The 17,488-nt window shown below is 68.4% G+C and carries 14 protein-coding genes; 5 read left to right on the top strand and 9 right to left on the bottom strand.

Annotated elements, in window-relative coordinates:
- Positions 1–86: 86 nt before the first annotated feature.
- On the top strand, positions 87–1,547 hold the full coding sequence (locus tag M6444_RS03955; RefSeq protein ID WP_298323383.1) for a CCA tRNA nucleotidyltransferase: 1,461 nt from the start codon (positions 87–89) through the stop codon (positions 1,545–1,547).
- A gap of 50 nt (positions 1,548–1,597) precedes the next feature.
- On the opposite strand, the gene M6444_RS03960 is transcribed toward M6444_RS03955, so the two are convergent.
- The 6 genes from M6444_RS03960 to M6444_RS03985 form a co-directional block, all read right to left on the bottom strand.
- Positions 1,598–2,194, bottom strand: a complete 597-nt coding sequence (locus tag M6444_RS03960) for an ATP/GTP-binding protein (protein WP_298323385.1) — start codon at positions 2,192–2,194, stop codon at positions 1,598–1,600.
- The gene (locus tag M6444_RS03965; RefSeq protein WP_298323387.1) at positions 2,175–2,537 is read right to left on the bottom strand and encodes a DUF742 domain-containing protein; all 363 of its coding nucleotides are present in this window, start codon (positions 2,535–2,537) and stop codon (positions 2,175–2,177) included. Before M6444_RS03965 ends, M6444_RS03960 begins: the two co-directional genes overlap by 20 nt.
- Before the next feature lie 88 nt (positions 2,538–2,625).
- Positions 2,626–3,021 (bottom strand): roadblock/LC7 domain-containing protein, encoded by a 396-nt coding sequence (locus M6444_RS03970; RefSeq protein WP_298323389.1) that lies wholly within the window; start codon positions 3,019–3,021, stop codon positions 2,626–2,628.
- Complete coding sequence (locus M6444_RS03975; RefSeq protein WP_298323391.1) at positions 3,018–6,074, bottom strand: sensor histidine kinase; 3,057 nt, start codon at positions 6,072–6,074, stop codon at positions 3,018–3,020. Before M6444_RS03975 ends, M6444_RS03970 begins: the two co-directional genes overlap by 4 nt.
- 588 nt (positions 6,075–6,662) lie before the next feature.
- Complete coding sequence (locus M6444_RS03980; RefSeq protein WP_298323393.1) at positions 6,663–7,742, bottom strand: inositol-3-phosphate synthase; 1,080 nt, start codon at positions 7,740–7,742, stop codon at positions 6,663–6,665.
- Positions 7,739–8,395 carry a PadR family transcriptional regulator gene (locus M6444_RS03985; protein ID WP_298323395.1) on the bottom strand — a complete coding sequence of 219 codons (657 nt, stop codon included), beginning with the start codon at positions 8,393–8,395 and terminating at the stop codon, positions 7,739–7,741. Before M6444_RS03985 ends, M6444_RS03980 begins: the two co-directional genes overlap by 4 nt.
- 291 nt (positions 8,396–8,686) lie before the next feature.
- On the opposite strand from M6444_RS03985, the gene M6444_RS03990 reads away from it, so the two are divergent.
- The 3 genes from M6444_RS03990 to M6444_RS04000 all read left to right on the top strand — a co-directional run bounded on the left by M6444_RS03990 (position 8,687) and on the right by M6444_RS04000 (position 13,797).
- Positions 8,687–11,158: a transglycosylase domain-containing protein gene (locus M6444_RS03990; protein ID WP_298323397.1), complete on the top strand. Its 2,472-nt coding sequence runs from the start codon at positions 8,687–8,689 to the stop codon at positions 11,156–11,158.
- Positions 11,159–11,224: 66 nt separating this feature from the next.
- A complete protein-coding gene (locus M6444_RS03995) occupies positions 11,225–12,595 on the top strand; it encodes a glycosyltransferase 87 family protein (protein ID WP_298323399.1) in 1,371 nt (456 codons plus the stop codon).
- Complete coding sequence (locus M6444_RS04000; protein WP_298323401.1) at positions 12,592–13,797, top strand: mannosyltransferase family protein; 1,206 nt, start codon at positions 12,592–12,594, stop codon at positions 13,795–13,797. Before M6444_RS03995 ends, M6444_RS04000 begins: the two co-directional genes overlap by 4 nt.
- Before the next feature lie 4 nt (positions 13,798–13,801).
- On the opposite strand, the gene M6444_RS04005 is transcribed toward M6444_RS04000, so the two are convergent.
- Positions 13,802–14,857: an alanine racemase gene (locus M6444_RS04005; RefSeq protein ID WP_298323403.1), complete on the bottom strand. Its 1,056-nt coding sequence runs from the start codon at positions 14,855–14,857 to the stop codon at positions 13,802–13,804.
- Positions 14,858–14,860: 3 nt separating this feature from the next.
- On the bottom strand, positions 14,861–15,997 hold the full coding sequence (locus M6444_RS04010) for a peptidoglycan bridge formation glycyltransferase FemA/FemB family protein (protein WP_298323405.1): 1,137 nt from the start codon (positions 15,995–15,997) through the stop codon (positions 14,861–14,863).
- Between the two features lie 174 nt (positions 15,998–16,171).
- Here M6444_RS04010 and M6444_RS04015 point away from each other — a divergent pair, with 174 nt between their 5' ends.
- Positions 16,172–16,651, top strand: coding sequence for a MarR family transcriptional regulator (locus tag M6444_RS04015; RefSeq protein ID WP_298323407.1), 480 nt, complete (start codon positions 16,172–16,174; stop codon positions 16,649–16,651).
- 28 nt (positions 16,652–16,679) lie between these two features.
- Here M6444_RS04015 and M6444_RS04020 read toward each other — a convergent pair whose 3' ends face one another.
- Positions 16,680–17,468 carry a deoxyribonuclease IV gene (locus tag M6444_RS04020; RefSeq protein WP_298323409.1) on the bottom strand — a complete coding sequence of 263 codons (789 nt, stop codon included), beginning with the start codon at positions 17,466–17,468 and terminating at the stop codon, positions 16,680–16,682.
- Positions 17,469–17,488 lie beyond the last annotated feature (20 nt).

Here is a 17,488-nt window from a genome sequence, read left to right on the forward strand (position 1 = left end):
GGGTCGGCGCGCCGCCGCCGGCCTCGCGCGGGCCACGAGCCGTCCCGTCCACGGCGGCTCATCTGCACCTCGTACCCTGGTGCGTCGTGACCGAACGTAACGACCTGACGCAGCAGCTGTCCGTGGCACAACGCCAGGCGGTGCGCCAACTGTTACGCATCTCTCCGGTCGCCGACGAGCTCGGCCGGCGCTTCGAAGCGGCGGGCCACCAGCTCGCGCTCGTCGGCGGTTCGGTGCGCGATGCGCTGCTCGACCGTCTCGGTCATGACCTCGACTTCACCACGTCAGCCCACCCGGACGAGACGAAACGCCTGCTGTCCGGGTGGGCCGACGCCGTCTGGGACGTCGGGCGCGCGTTCGGCACCATCGGTGGGCGCAAAGGTGAGTTCCAGATCGAGATCACGACGTACCGTTCGGACATCTACGACCGCGACAGCCGCAAACCCGAAGTGTCGTACGGCGACTCGATTCACGACGACCTGATCCGGCGCGACTTCACCATCAATGCGATGGCCGTGACCCTGCCCGGGCACGACTTCATCGACCCCTACGGCGGATTGGGCGACCTGAGCCGTCGAACCATCCGGACCCCGGGCACCCCGCAGCAGTCGTTCTCCGACGACCCGCTGCGGATGATGCGCGCTGCGCGCTTCGCCGCCCAACTCGACTTCGACGTGGCTCCGGACGTCGTGACGGCGATGAGTGACATGGCCGACCGGATCACCATCGTCTCAGCGGAGCGGATCCGCGACGAACTGACCAAGCTGCTGCTCTCGCCGCGACCCCGGGCTGGGCTGACCCTCCTGGTCGACACCGGCCTGGCGGACCACGTCCTGCCCGAACTGCCGGCGCTGCGCTTGGAGATCGACGAACACCACCGGCACAAGGACGTCTACGAGCACTCCCTGACGGTGCTCGAGCAGGCGATCGACCTGGAGCATCGCCTCCCGGACGGGGGCCCGGACCTGGTGATCAGGCTCGCGGCGCTGTTGCATGACATCGGCAAGCCCAAGACGCGCAGGTTCGAGCCGGGCGGCGGGGTCAGCTTCTACCACCACGATGTCGTCGGCGCGAAGATGGCGAAGAAGCGTCTCACCGCTTTGCGGTATCCCTCGTCGGTGGTGCAGAGCGTGACCGAACTCACCGCACTTCACCTGCGCTTTCACGGCTACGGTGGCGGCGATTGGACCGATTCGGCGGTGCGGCGCTACGTCCGCGACGCCGGTGACGAGCTCGAACGGCTGCACATCCTGACTCGGGCGGACTGCACCACGCGCAACAAGCGCAAGGCACAGGCGCTGCAACGGGCCTACGACGACCTCGAGCAGCGCATCGAGCGGCTGCAGGCCGAAGAGGAACTGGCGGCCATCCGCCCGGATCTCGACGGCGACCAGATCATGCAGATTCTCGGGATCCCACCTGGGCCGGTCGTCGGGCGCGCCCGCAAGCACATGCTCGACATCCGCCTCGACCGCGGCCCGCTCGACGAAGACGAGGCGCGCGAGGAACTGCTGCGTTGGTGGGCCGAGCAACCGGAGAGCCGGTGATCGTCGGCTGAGCGGTCCCGCGATGCTCTGCTGTCAGCAGAGCATCGCGTTCAGGCTTGCTGGATCAGCGACATGGCGTGTTCGACCAGAGTGACCAGAACGGTCTTCACCGACTCGCGCTCACGAGCGTCGGTCACCACGAACGGGACCTCGGGGCCGACCTGGAGCGCGTCGCGGACGTCTTCGGCGTCGTGCTCCTGAACGCCGTCGAAGGCGTTGAGCGCGACCAGGAACGGGATACCGCGCTGCTCGACGTAGTCGATGGCCCCGAAGCAATCGGCCAGCCGGCGGGTGTCGACCAGGACGACCGCGCCGATGGCCCCGCGCGTGATGTCGTCCCACATGAACCAGAACCGGTTCTGACCCGGCGTGCCGAACAGGTAGAGGACGAGGTCGTCGGCCAACGTGATGCGGCCGAAGTCCATGGCGACGGTCGTCGTCCGCTTCTCGGGCAACATGCTCAAGTCGTCGACGCTTGTCGACGCCTCGGTCATGAGTGCCTCGGTGCGCAACGGCTCGATCTCGCTCACCGCACCGACGAACGTCGTCTTGCCGACGCCGAAGCCGCCGGCCACGACGATCTTGACCGAGAGCGCGTCCTGGTCGGCGTGTGTGCCGCCGGACACCTCAGAGTCGACGAAGCCCATCCCTCACCCTTTCCAGCACGCTGAGGTTTCGGGCCGGTTCAGAGGAACCGGCGTAGGCCGCGTGTGGGTCAGCGACCCGCACAAGACCCTCGGTCTCGAGATCGGCAACAAGCACACGGGCCACTCCGAGAGGCATCGACACGATGGCCGCCACCTCGGCGACCGAACGGGGAGAATGGCACAGGCGCAGAATCCGCTCGCGCTCGGGTTCCGGGTCGGCCCCGGCGCTCCGGCCGGTGCTGGTTGTCGACACGAGCGCCTCGATGGCGATGTCCTGAACCGGACGTGTCCGTCCGCGCGTCGCGAGATACGGTCGCACGCGCCGCCCGTCGGGTGTAGCCATCGTTTACCTCCAGCTCCCTGAAGGGATCGTCAGATCGTCGGTCGTCTCGATCCGATCCCACCACATCCGGCCTCTGCGCACGGCACGATCACCCCACGCGGCTGGCCGGGTTCAGCGCTGCGCCGACACGCTCGACGAGCAGCGCCATCTCGTATCCGACCTGGCCGAGATCGGCGTCGGCTGCCGCCAGAACCGCCAGGTGCGCACCGTCGCCGACGGCCATGACCAGCAGGAAGCCGTTCGCCATCTCGACCAACGTCTGCTGGACCTCGCCAGCGCCGAGAATCAGCGAAGCCCCCACGGTCAAGCTCGCCAACCCGGAGACCACGGCCGCGAGCTGCTCACCACGCTCGCGGGGCATGCCGGTGGACCCGGCCAGGTGCAGACCATCGGCTGACACGACAACGGCGTGCGCCGCGCCGGTCGTGCGATCGACGAACCGGTCCAACAGCCAACCGAGCTCGTCATGGGACGCGTTGGTCACTTATTGCTCCTCTCGGGGTCGCCAGGTCGCTTGGGAACCCAGCCACCGGTCTCTTCACGGCCGCGGCCGACGCCTCGCTGCAGGCTCGACAGCGTGGAGGCGACCGTCTCAGCGTCCTTGGACTGCGCGGCCGGACGTTTGGGCTGCTCGGCCTCGGGCTGAGCGCCGATGGAACCAGGCACGAGCGACGCGCCACGGCGACGCACCGGCAACCCGGAAGCGTTGATGGTCGGCTGCGACTGCTCGGCGACAGGCTCCGGAGCGCGCGGCGGCGCCTCGGGTCGACTGGGAGCGGCCGGTGGGCGGGTGGCGTCCGGAATCGGCTCGGTGTCGCGCTGGCTGCGGCGAGCGCTCGCGGCCTCCTCGGCGGAGCGCAGGGCTTCAGCGGCCTTGCGCCAGCCTTCATCAGCCGGGCTCGACCAGTCGCGTGCCGTCGTGGACTTGCTGAACCACGCCGACGCGACCGAGTCGAAGATCGGCGAGTCGCTTTCGGGGAGCTCAGGCTCGGGCGCGCGCAACGACGGCCGAGCGGCTGGTTCCGCCGGCGGACGGGTGGCCTCCGGGCGGGTGCCCGAACCGGCCAGCCCGTTGTCGCCGGACTGGTGTGAGGCCGCAGGCGAGCGCCACGTCGACTGGTCGGCGGGAGCGGGCTCGCTGGCCTGGTCGGGAGCGTCGTCGTAGATCGACCGGACGGACTCGCTGGGTGATGCGAGTGGCTGGTCGCTGCGTGCGTTCACCGGCTGTGGGCCCGTAGGCGCGGAGTCCGGTGACGTCGGGTGAACCGCGGGCCAGGTCGGCCGGTCCCCTTCGCCGGGCTGACCGGAGTCGTAGGCCGGGAAGCTCGTGTCGGTGTCCTGCCGCTCGTGCGCCGCCCGACGGGGCAGTCCGGTGGCCGTCAGCGGCGAGACCGCAGGCGTTTCGCCATTGACGCCATCCAGGGAGCCGAATCCGTGATCGGTCGAGACCGCCGAAGGTGCGTCGTCGACCTCGGTTTCCGCGGTCACCGGCGCGAGGCCTTCGTTCGTGTCCAACGGCGACAAGATCAAGTGAGCCGGGAGGTCGACCTGAGCGGCGGTACCGCCCTCGGGTACGGCCTCCAGTCGTACCTGGACGCCGTGCTTGGCCGCCAGGCGAGCCACCACGTAGAGACCCAGGGTGCGAGAAGCCGCGACGTCGATGTCTCCGGCGTTGCGCAACCGCTCGTTGAGCTCGGCGAGCTGGGCCTCCGGGATCCCCAGCCCGGAGTCGGTGACCTGCAGACGCAGCCCGCCACCGAGCAGCGGCTGGCTGGTCACCCGCACCGGCGTCGCCGGCGCGGAGAACTCGGTCGCGTTGTCGATGAGCTCGGCCAGCAAGTGCGCGATGTCGTCCACGGCACCGGCTGCGACCAGGTCGGTGGGCATGACGCCGAACTTCACCCGCGGGTACTGCTCGACCTCGCCGACCGCGGTACGCACGACATCGAGGACGCCGGCCGCGCCGCTGTGCTTGCGCATCTCTTCGACCCCGGCGAGAACCAGCAGACTCTCGGCGTGCCGCCGGACGCGGGTGGCCATGTGGTCGATCCGGAACAGGGTGCTCAGCTGGTCGGGATCACGCTCGCGCTGTTCGAGACCTTCGATCTCACCGAGCTGCCGGTCGACCAGCGACTGTGTACGGCGGGACAGGTTGACCACGATGGTGTCGAGGTTCTGCCGCAGCAGGGCCTGCTCGGCCGCGACGGTGACCGCGGTGGAGTGCACGTCGTTGAACGCCGTGGCCACCTGCCCGATCTCGTCGCGGCCCTCGGCGCGCACGGCCTGCTCGGTGTCGCGGGCGGCCGCCGGGCCGTCGCGCTGTACGCGATCGACCAGCGCCGGGAGGTGCGTCTGAGCGGTCTCGAGCGCCGAGGCCCGCAGCCGTCGCAGCGGGCCGATGATCGACCTCGCCACGACGATGGTCAGGTAGACCGTCAACCCGAGAACCAGCAGCACTGCGAGTGCGCTGAGGCCCGCAGTGAGGCGAGCACTGTCGGTCTCGGACGATGCACGCGTCAGAACGCGCTCAGCGGTCTCCTGCTCGATGTCGCGCAGGCTGTCGATGCGGTTCGTCGCCGCCGAATACCACTCTTCCTTGGTCGTGCGCGCCGCCACCCCGTTGCTGATGTCGCTACGCGCGGTGGCGATCTCACGGTTGCCGACGAAGATCTGGTTGGAGTAGATGCGGGCCTGGTCGGTGAAGCCGAAGCCGCTGATGAACCGGCCCGTGAGCAGCAAGTCCTGCTCGCCTTGGAGGATGGTGGCCTGGTCGCGGTTGGCGGGGGTGGGCTGCTCGCCCGGTTCGATGAAGAACGCGACGATGCCGCGCTCCATCGACGCGGACTCCACGGCCTGGGCGATGTCGGCCAGCGAATTGATGCGGCGGGTGAGCAGCGGGTCGTCCGCCACCGATCCGGACGCGGTGATGATGCGCTGCAGCGCCTCGGCGAAACGGTGGTAGCCGTTGGTGCCGCCCTGGTCGAACGGCGGGTTCTGCGCGTCGCGCTGCGAACGGTACCCCTCGAGGCGCTCGGTCTCGCGATCGAAGGCAATGATGGCGCCCTCGAACGACGAGCCGAGGTCGTCGTCGCGGCGCTCGTCGAGCTGCTCCTTGAGATCGGCGAGGGCTTCGTCGGTAGCCGCCCGGGCGTCGCTGACCGCGCCGGCGCCGGTGCCCCCACCCTCGAACAGGCCGGTGACGTCCCGCTCGTTCTGAACCGCGCTCAGGGCGTCGACGGCGGACAAGCCGACTTCGGCCAGGCTCTCCACCCGAGACGCCGACGATGCGTCGTCCAAGGCGCCCCGGAAGAACAGCGTGCCCAAAACAAGGGTGCCCAGCAAGGGCACCAAGACAAGGGCCGCGACCCGCGATCGCACGCTTCGGTCGTGCAGGAACGAATGCCACGCCGACTTGGAGCGTTCCCGTCCCGACGAAACCCCCTTCATCCGGCTGGGCTTGTCGGTGGGGCGCTCGTTCGCGCGCGCCCGCTTCGTGGCGCCGTCGTTGCCACGGCGTCCTCGCGCGGTCCGCGTCATCGATGCATCCTTCCTCTGTCGTCCCCCGTGGCCGCTCTCGGGTGAGCGACACAGGCTCCTCGTGGCCGCAGTTGTGCACCGGGCCGCACATGCGCCGCTAGACGACGCTTGCTTCCCAGGTGCGTTCTGTCAATAGGCGACCGATGGATGGAACACCGAATCTCGCCACCCCAGCCATCCGAGCATGACGGAAATGGTAGACGAGGCCTCCAAATCCGCCTGCACGACGAGGGTCGCGGGCGGGCAACTGGGCGGCGCGATCGATGATCACGATCGCCAGAATGCCTGCCTCGGGAGGTCTGAACAGCTCAGAGCGGACGAACGGTGCACATGCGCCAGCCAGGAGTAGACGTTCGGGCACCCGATGCTGTCCAAATGGTGGATACCGGGCGGGTCGCACGCGTGCCCGCCCTCGTCACTTCTGGAGGGTCATCCACCTCTCGACACGCCTCGAAGCGTGGACAACCCTCCAGAACACGAGGTGGGCTACGCGCTCAGCGCTCGATCTCTCCAGGCTCGCTGGGTCGAGATCTCGGCTTCGCTCGGCTCCGGCAGCGGCTGCTCCGCGACGCCGCTACCTCCGCTCGCTCAGCGCTCGATCTCTCCAGCGATGAACTGTTCCACCTTCGCCCGGCACACATCGTCGGAGTACTGCTCGGGCGGCGACTTCATGAAGTACGACGACGCCGACAGGATCGGGCCGCCGATGCCACGGTCCTTGGCGATCTTCGCCGCCCGGATGGCGTCGATGATGATTCCCGCGGAGTTCGGGGAGTCCCAGACCTCGAGCTTGTACTCCAGGCTCACCGGGGCATCGCCGAAGTTCCGGCCCTCGAGGCGGATGAACGCCCACTTACGGTCGTCGAGCCAAGCCACGTAGTCCGACGGGCCGATGTGGACGTTGCGATCATCCAGACCGTTTTCGAGCTGCGACGTCACCGACTGGGTCTTCGAGACCTTCTTCGACTCGAGCCGGTCGCGCTCGAGCATGTTCTTGAAGTCCATGTTGCCGCCGACGTTGAGCTGGTACGTGCGGTCGACCGTGACCCCGCGGTCCTCGAACAGGCGCGCCAGCACGCGGTGCGTGATGGTGGCACCGATCTGCGACTTGATGTCGTCACCGACGATCGGCACGCCGGCGGCGGTGAACTTGTCCGCCCACTCCTTGGTGCCGGCGATGAACACCGGCAGCGCGTTCACGAACGCCACGCCGGCATCGATCGCGCACTGGGCGTAGAACTTGGCGGCTTGCTCGGAGCCGACCGGCAGGTAGCACACGAGCACGTCGACCTGGGCGGCCTTGAGTGCCGCGACCACGTCGACCGGCTCGCTGTCGTCCTCGGTGATCGTCTCGCGGTAGTACTTGCCCAAGCCGTCGAGTGTGTGACCGCGCTGGACGGTCACCCCGGTGGGCGGCACGTCGCAGATCTTGATGGTGTTGTTCTCGCTCGCGGCGATGGCGGCGGAGAGATCCTGACCCACCTTCTTGGCGTCGACGTCGAACGCGGCGACGAACTCGACGTCGCCGACGTGGTAATCGCCGAACTGCACGTGCATCAGCCCAGGGACCTTCGTCGCCGGGTCGGCGTCCTTGTAGTAGTGGACGCCTTGCACTAGTGACGCGGCGCAGTTACCCACGCCGACGATGCCTACACGAACCGAGCTCATCGGCCGTTCTCTCCTTCGTTTTCAGTGGGGTCTGCCGGCGGCTCGCCGGCGGTGGCGCGCGGCTTCGTCGCGCGCGCCTGTGCGGTCGTGGTGCCGATCGATGCCTGCTCGGCACTGATGAGGTCGTCAAGCCATTTGACCTCGCGTTCCACCGACTCGAGCCCGTGTCGTTGGAGCTCGAGGGTGTAGGCGTCCAGCCGTTCTCTGGTGCGTGAGAGCGACGACCGGAACTGGTCGAGGCGTTCTTGGAGCCGGTTGCGCCGACCGAGCAAGATCCGCATCCGAGTCTCGGCGTCCGCCCGCCCGAAGAAGGCGAAGTGGACGCCGAAGCGCTCGTCGTCCCATGCCGAGGGCCCGGTCTGAGCCATCAGGTCGGCGAACCGTTCCTTGCCCTCGGGCGTGAGCTTGTACACGATCTTGCCGCGACGGCCACTGCGTGCTGGCTGCGTAGCAGTCGCATCGGCAGGCGCGTCCTCGGCCAAATAGTTCCGCCGGACCATCTCCTTCAGCGCCGGATACAACGTGCCGTAGGAGAACGCTCGCCCCCATCCGAGCAACGAGTTGACCCGCTTACGCAGCTCGTAGCCGTGCATCGGGGCGTCGTGAAGCAGGCCCAGCACGGCCAGCTCCAGCGCCTCAGCACGTCGACCCACGCAGCACACTCCTCGGTACCCGGCGGAATACTTGACGGAAACCTCTCGATCCGATGTATCGGAATGATACATCGGGCAGATAGTCACCGTCGACAGAGTGACAGACGTTCGCGCCGGAAGCTTGGGCTTCCACGATGAGGTGGGCGTATCGTGTCGGAGGTTTGAAGCACGCACTGTGGGAGCAGGATCGAAACTGCCGCACGTGAGAGCGTCGTAGGCTCTGCGTCTGTCAGGCGCGCTCGGTGCGTGCACGCTGACCGAACCGATGTCCCCGACCCGACCGAGAGTTCTGTGACCAATCAAGGGCGTCGCCGCGCGGGTGGCGATCGTGGTGGCCGCGCGGCCGGACGACAGTCGTCGTCGCGCACCAAGGCCGGCGCTGCCGCGTCGACCGGAGGCCGGTCCGGTCGCCGGTATGCCGCCGGCAGCCAGGGGCCCAACGGCGCCAAGCGGCGCAAGCGCGGCTGGCGGAAGTTCGTCTCGCTGAAGGCGTTCGGCCTGTACTTCCTCGGCATGGTCCTCGCTGTCGTCGCCGGAATCGGTATCGCCTACGCCATGACCGACATCCCCGAGGCGAACGACTTCGCGCGGTCGGAGTCCACCATCGTCTACTGGAACGACGGCAAGACCGAGTTGGGACGGTTCAGCGCGGAGAACCGCGAGAGCGTGGACATCTCCGCCATCCCGCAGACATGCCAGGACGCCGTCGTCGCCGCCGAGGACCGCAGCTTCTACGAGAACAGCGGCTTCGACCCGGTAGGCATCATGCGCGCCGGTGTGGGATACATCCGCAACTCCGGGTCGACCGCCGCCGGCGGTGGTTCGACGATCACCCAGCAGTACGTCAAGAACTACTACCTCACGCACGATCAGACGGCGACGCGCAAGGTCAAGGAGCTGTTCATCGCGGTCAAGATCGACCGGCAGCTCGACAAGGACGACATCCTCGCGTCGTATCTGAACACCATCTGGTTCGGCCGCGGTCTTTACGGCATCCAGACCGCGTCGAAGTCGTACTTCGGCAAGCCGGTCTCGGAACTCAACCTGTCCGAATGCGTGGGCCTGGCCTCGATCCTGCGGTCTCCACACCGCTATGACCCCACCCTCGGGGCGGAGAACGAACAGCGCTTCGCCGAGCGGGTCAGGTACGTGGTCGACGGCATGGTGTCGATCGACGCGCTCGACGAGGCCGAGGCGAACAAGGTCAAGCCGCCGCCGGTTCAGCCGGAGAAATCGACCAACCGCTACGGCGGGCCCAACGGCTACCTGCTGAAGATGGTCCGCGACGAGCTCCTCGACAACGGATTCACCGAGAACGACCTGGACACCGGTGGCCTGCGAATCGTCACGACGTTCGATCGCAAGGCGCAGCGAGCGGCGCTGCAAGCCATCAAGAACGAGCGCCCGACTGAGAACGCCGAGGACGTGCGAGTGGCGCTCGCCGCCGTCGAGCCTGGGGACGGGGCCGTCCGGGCGCTGTACGGCGGGCCCGATTACGTCAAGCAACAGTTCAACGACGCCGTCGACGGCGCCGTGCAGGGCGGCTCCAACGTCAAACCGTTCGCCCTGGTGGCAGCGCTGGAGGAAGGCATCTCGCTGGAGAGCCGGTTCTCAGGCGACACGCTCGACGACCCGAGTCTGGGCCCCCCGGTCCACAACCAGGATGACAAGGACTACGGCGAGCCCGTCGACCTCATCAGGGCCACGGAGAGCTCCATCAACACCGCCTACGTCGACCTCACCATGACCATCGGCGCCGACAAGGTCGTCGATGCGATGGAGGCCGCCGGCCTGCCGATGCCGCCACCGGAAAGCGACGGCGACAATCTCAGGGACAACCCTCGAGTCTCGATCGGCATCGCGCCGACCCCTGCGGTCGAGATGGCCGAGGCCTACGCGACCCTGGCCGCGGGTGGACGGCACGCAGACTGGTACACCGTCAAGTCGGTCACCGAGCCCGGGGGCAACGTCCGCTACGAGATGGACCAGTCGCCGCAAGCGGTCTTCGATCCCAGCGTGGTGGCCGATACGACCTACGCACTGACCAGAGTCGTCGAGAACGGCAGCGGTGAGGCCGCGCAAGCACTCGGGCGGCCGTCGGCAGGCAAGACCGGAACCCATGAAGACCTCACCGCCTGGTACTCCGGCTACACGCCTCAGTTGGCGACGTCGGTGGTGTACTTCAGAGGCGATGGTGAGAAGGGCGGGACCGTCTCGCTCGACGGCGTTGGCGGCATGAGCACGTTCAGCGGTGGTGGGTACCCCGCTCGCACGTGGACGGCCTTCATGGCCGGGGCGCTGGAGGGCACGGACGTTCTCGAGTTCCCCGAGCCCGCCGAGGTCGGTGAAGCCGTGAACCCGTCGCCGACGTCCACGCCGACCCCCACGGACGAGCCGACGGAGCCCGATGACGGGGACGAGTCCGGCGGGGACGAGTCTGGCGGGGACGACTCCGGCGGCGATGACTCTGGCGGCGATGAGTCCGGCGGGGACGACTCCGGGAGCGATGAGTCTGGCGGAGACGACTCCGGCGGCGATGACTCCGGGAGCGATGAGTCCGGCGGGGACGACTCCGGCGGCGATGACTCCGGCGGCGACGAGACCGGAGACCAATGGGGTGAAGGCGGCGGCGACGGGGGCACGGACCGCGGAAACGACCGCGGAAACGAGAACGGATCCGAGTCCGGCCGTGACGACGGGGACGACGATGGTGGTGACGGCGGCGGCGCCTGGGGTGGTGCGGCCGGAACCGAAACCGGCTGACATCGGCTCGCACCCGAGGGCTGGGCGCCCGAAGACCGGGCACCGGAATCAGGCACGATGTCCGGCGTGAACGAGCCGATCGCCGCGCCCAGCCGCGAGGACCCCGTCGTACAAGCGGCCAGTGAATGGATCGGAGGCCCGTTCGGTCGGCGGGGCATGGTGCGACGCCGCTGGTGGACGCCGCTGCGAATCGCTCTCGCGGTCGCGAGCCTGACCCTGGCGCTCGGCTTCATCGCTGATCAGCCCTGCCGGTCCGACGGATGGGCGGATCGAGCAGACCGCTCGATGTGGACGTCCATGTGCTACAGCGACGTCGCCTTCCTGTACCGCGAGCGCGGATTCGCCGACGACCAGATCGCCTACCGTGACAACGCCCTGGAGTACCCGGTGCTCACCGGCGCGGTGATGCAGGCGACGGTGTACGCCGCAGGTTCCGTCGGTTCGGTGATCGACGATGCCACCGATCCGGTCACCCAGAGCACCAGGTTCTTCGACGTGACGGCGATCCTGATGGCGTTGTGCGCCCTGGTGACCGTCGTGGCCACCGCCCGGACCGTGCCGCGTCGCCCCTGGGACGCCATGCTGGTCGCGGCCTCGCCCCTGCTGTTGTTGAGCGCGACGATCAACTGGGACCTGCTGGCCGTGGCTCTCGCCGCCACTGCCATCGTGGCGTGGACGCGGGAACGATCGATTCTCGCAGGCGTGCTCGTCGGCCTGGGAGCGGCCGCGAAACTGTATCCCGTGCTGCTCCTGGGGCCGATGTTCCTGGTCGCGCTGCGCGCGCCGGATCGTCGCGGCGCCCTCGGCCGGTTCGCGGCCACGGCGGCGACCGCCGCGCTGACCTGGGGCGCGATCAACCTTCCCGTGGCATGGTGGGCTCCGGACGGCTGGCGCGCGTTCTTCGATTTCAACGCGGACCGACCGGCTGACTTCGGCTCCATCTGGTACGCCCTGGACCTCCTGTCGCCCGGCCTGGTGGCTGGCAAGGTGGACACGCTGGCCGTGGTGGGCGGGGTGATCGCGCTGGTGGTCATCGTGGGGCTGGCGCTCGCCGCGCCGGAACAACCTCGGCTGGCGCAGCTCGCGTTCTTGGCTGTCGCTTCGTTCCTGCTGGTCAACAAGGTGTGGTCGCCGCAGTACGCGCTGTGGCTGCTGCCGTTGGCCGTCCTGGCCCGGCCTCGCGTTCGAGATCTGGCGATCTGGCAGGGTGCGGAGGTCGTGTACTTCGTCGGCGTGTGGTGGTACTTGGCCAGCCTGTTCGCCCCCGACGACCCGCTCATCTCCGACCGCACGTACGCTCTGGTGACCGTGGTCCGTGTCGCCGCACTCCTCTGGTTCGCCGCCATGGTCGTCCGCGACATGTTCCGGCCCGAGGGCGATCCGGTCCGCCCGTTCGTGTCGCCGCGCGTGCCGACAGTGCCCGAGGTCGCGACGTGAGAGCAGCCGAGCTCGTCGGCCGGCTGCGGGATGTCGACCGCGCTTCGCTCGGCGTCTGGCTCGCCAGCCGAGTGTCGATCTGGGTGATCGCCGGCGCCACCGGGTGGATGTTCGCGGCCCAGGGTCAAAACGTCGTTCCCGCCCTCGATCGGTGGCGGCAATGGGACTTCCACCACTACTGGGGCATCGCTCTGCACGGCTACGGCGGCGAGCCGACCGGTGTTCCCAACGAAGCGTTCTTCCCCGGCTTCCCGGCGCTGTTGTGGCTCGGTGACGTCTTCGGGCTGCGGTACGTCCTGACCGGGCTACTGGTGTCGCTCGTCGCCGGGGGCGTCGCCGCGGTGGCGCTCGGCCGGATCGGGGCACTCGACGGTGGTCCGCGAGTCGGCCGGCTGGCTGTGCTCGCCTGGGTGACCGCTCCACCGGCGGTCTTTCTCGCAGCGCCGTACACCGAAGCGCTGTTCCTCGCTTTTGCGTTCCCGGCCTGGCTGTCCGCGCGTCGGGGCCACTGGCTGGCGGCTGGGGTTCTCACCGCACTGGCCTGTACCGTGCGGGTGAACGGCGTCTTTCTCGCGGTCGCGATCGGCGTGCACTGGCTCGTGACCCGAGGAACCGGCGGGGTGCACGATCAGAAACCGCTCGAACCAGACCCGTCAGACACCGCAGATGGCGCGGCCGAGACTCGGCGCGGCCACGGGTGGCGGTGGGCCGGGTTCGGCTGGTTGTTCCTGCCGGCGCTGCCGATGCTGGCGTGGTCGGTGTATCTGCAGCAGCGCACTGGTGACTGGCTCAGGTGGCTCAGCGCGCAATCGGAGGGCTGGGACCGGGAGTTCACCGTCCCGTGGGAAGCCTTCGACCGGACCTGGCAGGCCGCCTTCGGCGGCACGCAGTCGCCGGGTTTCGCGTGGATGTTCCGGGCCGAGATCGTCGCGATGCTCGTCGGAGTCGTGGTGACCGTCGTCCTGCTTCGGTTGCGCCGCTGGGGCGAGGCGACGTGGGTGGGGTTGCACGTGGTCGCCCTGGGGACGTCCACGTGGTATTTCTCCGTGCCGCGCGCCACGTTGCTGTGGTGGCCGCTGTGGGTGGGGATCGCGGTTCTGGCGGCTCGACGGCGTTGGCTGCTGTGGGCCTACCTCGCCGTGAGCGTGCCGTTGATGAGCGTGTGGGCCGCAGCCTTTCTCACCGGCCGGTGGGCCGGCTGACGTATCAATCGTCCCAGCGGATCCGGTCGAATGTCGTGGTCGTCAGCCGCACGTCGAGATCGATCTCCGCACCGATGGCAGGTGGCTCCACGTCACCCGGCAGCCAGATCATGGAGCATTGCATGTGCGGAGGCTCGGCGAACCAGCGCTGGCGGCCTGCGACGCGGAACGGCGATAGTGCTCGTCCCGCCGACTCCAGCCCACCCTTGGCCAGCGCGACAGCCCGCTGTCTGACGGTCGTCGCCGGCGTCGGTGCCTCCAGAGCGATGCCATGCGCGGTGCCACCGTCGATGACGAGAAGCGTCCCGTCCCGCCGTGCCCGCCGCTGCCGGTAGCCGAACGTCTCGCCGCGGCGCACCCGATGAACGTCGAGCACCGTGGCGCGTGGGCGCAAGGCGGACCGCTCGCCCAGCCACAGTGCAGTCGCGACGCGCAGTCGGACGTCGGCGGAGAACTCCGTGGCCAGGGCGGAAGCGGCCGTGGGTGCGAGGTGACTGACCCAGAGTTGCCGGCCGTCGTCGTCGGGCCGAGTGTCGAAGGCGGCTGCGGCCAGGTCGCGAGCCTCGCTGAGATGGTCCCCGGCCAGCGGCAGGTGCAGCGCGAACCCTTCGAACTGCACGTCCGCCAAGGCCGAGGCGGCTTCCTGTAGTTGTGCCGGAGGGATCCCGTGTCGGCGGATACTGGTGCGGATCTCGACGACGACGCGTGGGCGCGGCGAACCGGCCGCGGCGAGCTCATGCAGGTCGTCGAGCCTGGAGACCGTATGGACGATGCGTGCCTCACCGTCTACGTCGTCGTACCACGGCCGCCATGGAGACAGGACGAGGATGTCGCCGGTGAACGCCGTCGCGACGTCGGTGACCTCGCTGTAGGTGCCCACGGCCAGCGTGGGCACGCCGAGCTTCTGGGACTCGGTGGCGAGCACGGCGTTACCGAAGCCGTATCCGTTCCCTTTCGTCACCGGTACGACGACGACGCCGTCGTTCCCGGTGGACTGGTCGACGTAGCGCCGGACGTGATCACGCCAGCGCGCGGCGTCGACGTGCAGGGTCAGCGGCATGGCTCAGCTCCGGCGTTTCATGTACAGGTCGAAGGCGGAGTAGAGCACGCGCGAGATCGGCAGATCCCATTCCCCGAGGTACTCCACGGCGTGCCCGCCGGTGCCGAGTTTGAACCGGATCAGCCCGACGTGCGGATCGTTCTCACTCAGGGTGTCGGTGATGCCGCGCAGATCGTAGATCCGGCAGCCGTCGGCGATCGCGTCCTGGATCATCCGCCATTGCACCGCGTTCGAGCCACGGACCTCGCGCTTGGCCGTCGACGATGCGCCGTAGGAGTACCACGCGTGCTCGCCGACGCGGACCATCGTCGTGGCCGCCACGAGGTCGCCCTCGTGCTCGGCGAGATACAGACGCAGCCGCTCCGGAGCTTCGGCCGTCATCGCTTCCCACATGCCGTGGAAGTACGAGATCGGACGAGGAGTGAAGCCGTCCCGCTTCGCCGTCTCGGTGTACAGCTCGTGAAAGGCCGCGAGGTCGTCCGCGGTGCCCAGGCGTACGGTGACGCCGGCCTTGTCGGCCTTCTTGACGTTGCGCCGCCACAGCTGATTGAAGCCCTTGAGCACGTCGTCGGTCGAGCCGTTCAGCGGCAGCTGGAACACGTACTGCGGCTGCCCGGCGCCGAATCCGTCGGCGGTGTCCGGAGGCCGCCATCCCGCCGCGGTGAGCTGGTCGGCGATGGACGATGCGGTCGCGAAGGTCTCGTCCGCCGGCACGTCGTCCAACCGCTCGACCTCGGCATCGGCCAGAGCCGCCTTGACGGTGGCGTTGTTCCAGCGACGCGCGATGACTGGCGGCCCCATCCGGACACCGAACGCGCCTTGTGCCTTCACGTGGTCGACGAGCGGGTCGAGCCAGCGGTTCACGTCACCGGCTTTGGCCGCGCTGTCCCAGTCGATAGCCGGGCCCTCGGGAAGGTAGGCCAGCGATCGCCGAATCCGCGGCAACTTGCGGTAGAGCACGAGCCCGATGCCCACCAGGGTGTCACCGTCGAACCACCCCAGCGATTGCGATCGCCAATCTCGCTTGACCGCGCCCCAGGCCGGCGTCTGCAGGAAGCTGACGGCGGGGCGCTGCGCGATGGCTGCGAGGTGTTCGGTGCGTGAAATCTCTCGTACGACGAGAGCTGGGGGGTGCGTCACGCGGCGAGGGTACCCGTTCCCTCGCGCCGTTTGAGAATGATCATGTTCAGCATGCGAATCCCTACTCCACCACCCTTCCACGCCTCATGATGCAGCAGAAGACCTCGTGGTGCTCCGCCGGGCCCCCACCACGGTCAACATTCCCGACGTCAAAAGTTGATACGGTCAACGGCCATGACGTCGCCTCTCGACGATGACCGGCTCACGGCCTTCGGCCTGCTCCGGGAGGTCTACCAGGGCCTGTCCGACAAATGTGCGGCCAGCCTCGCCGCACACGGCCTGTCGGACAACGAGTTCGAGATCTTGCTGCGGCTCGGCCGCACCCCGAGCGGCCGAATGCGGATGTCCGACCTGGCCGCGCAGACGACCTTGACGACCAGCGGAGTGACCCGTGTGGTCGACCGGCTTGAACGCGCCGGCCTTGTCGATCGTGAAAGCTGCGACCGCGATCGTCGAGGCACCTGGGCAGCGATCACCAGTGCCGGAACCACCACGGTGTCAGCGGCGGTGACCGACCACGTCGCCGACATCGAGAAGTCGTACACCGGATTGTTGACGCCGGACCAACTGAGCGAGCTCATCAACGCCTTGCGAATCGTGCGCGACGCGGTACGTCCCGATGCCGTGGCCGGAGCGCAAACCTCCGGCACGTGAGCAGGCGTGAGTCCTGGCAGACCGTTCGTCAGGCGCCGTGGACGTACTTCTTCAAGTAACTGACGTCGGCGGTCTGCCCGTCCGCCGGCGTCTCGACGATGGCGTCGACGCCAGCCGCACGGACGACGGCTGCCACAGCCTCGGCGCCGATGGTGCCGGAGCCGAGGTTGGCGTGCCGGTCGGCGCCGGAGTCGAATGGGTCGCGGCTGTCATTGGCATGTACCAGGTCGATGCGACCGGTGATCGCCATGACCTGGTCGACCACGTCGGAGGGGTCGATGCCCGCTGCGAAGGCGTGACACGTGTCGAGGCAGAACCCGAGGCCGCTGTCGCCGATGGCGTCCCACAGCCGGGCGATGCGGTCGAGCCGCCGCGCCATGGCGTAGTCACCGCCGGCGGTGTTCTCGACGAATACAGGCACCTTGGCGTCGAGCCGCTCGGCACACTTGCGCCAGTTGTCGAAGCCGATCTCGGGATCGTCGTCCTTCAGGACATGTCCGCCATGGACGATCACACCCCGCGCGCCGACCTGGGCGGCGAGATCGACCTGTTGCTGAAGCAACTTCCGGCTCGGGATCCGGATGCGGTTGTTCGTGGTGGCGACGTTGAGGACGTAGGGCGCGTGTACGTAGACAGCGAGGTCGGCGGCCTCGGTGGCGGCCCGCAAGGCCTCGGCGCCGCCGGGGAAGTCGACCGTGGGCCCCTTCCACCCTTGCGGGTCACCGAGGAAGATCTGTACCGCGTTCGCGCCGCGGGCCTGGGCCTCGGTGACGGGATCGCCCTGCTTGACGTGGGCACCGATTCGTTGCTCGACCATGGATCTGACGGTATCGCGTG

Origin of the sequence: Haloactinopolyspora sp. (genome assembly GCF_027324685.1) — a bacterium.
Classification (GTDB): Bacteria; Actinomycetota; Actinomycetes; order Jiangellales; family Jiangellaceae; genus Haloactinopolyspora.

Coding starts and splice junctions, on each gene's coding strand:
- M6444_RS03960 (WP_298323385.1), bottom strand. CDS start 2,194: ATGGGCTTCGTCGACTCTGAGGTGTCCGGCGGCACACACGCCGACCAG.
- M6444_RS03965 (WP_298323387.1), bottom strand. CDS start 2,537: ATGGCTACACCCGACGGGCGGCGCGTGCGACCGTATCTCGCGACGCGC.
- M6444_RS03975 (WP_298323391.1), bottom strand. CDS start 6,074: ATGACGCGGACCGCGCGAGGACGCCGTGGCAACGACGGCGCCACGAAG.
- M6444_RS03980 (WP_298323393.1), bottom strand. CDS start 7,742: ATGAGCTCGGTTCGTGTAGGCATCGTCGGCGTGGGTAACTGCGCCGCG.
- M6444_RS04005 (WP_298323403.1), bottom strand. CDS start 14,857: ATGCCGCTGACCCTGCACGTCGACGCCGCGCGCTGGCGTGATCACGTC.
- M6444_RS04015 (WP_298323407.1), top strand. CDS start 16,172: ATGACGTCGCCTCTCGACGATGACCGGCTCACGGCCTTCGGCCTGCTC.
- M6444_RS04020 (WP_298323409.1), bottom strand. CDS start 17,468: ATGGTCGAGCAACGAATCGGTGCCCACGTCAAGCAGGGCGATCCCGTC.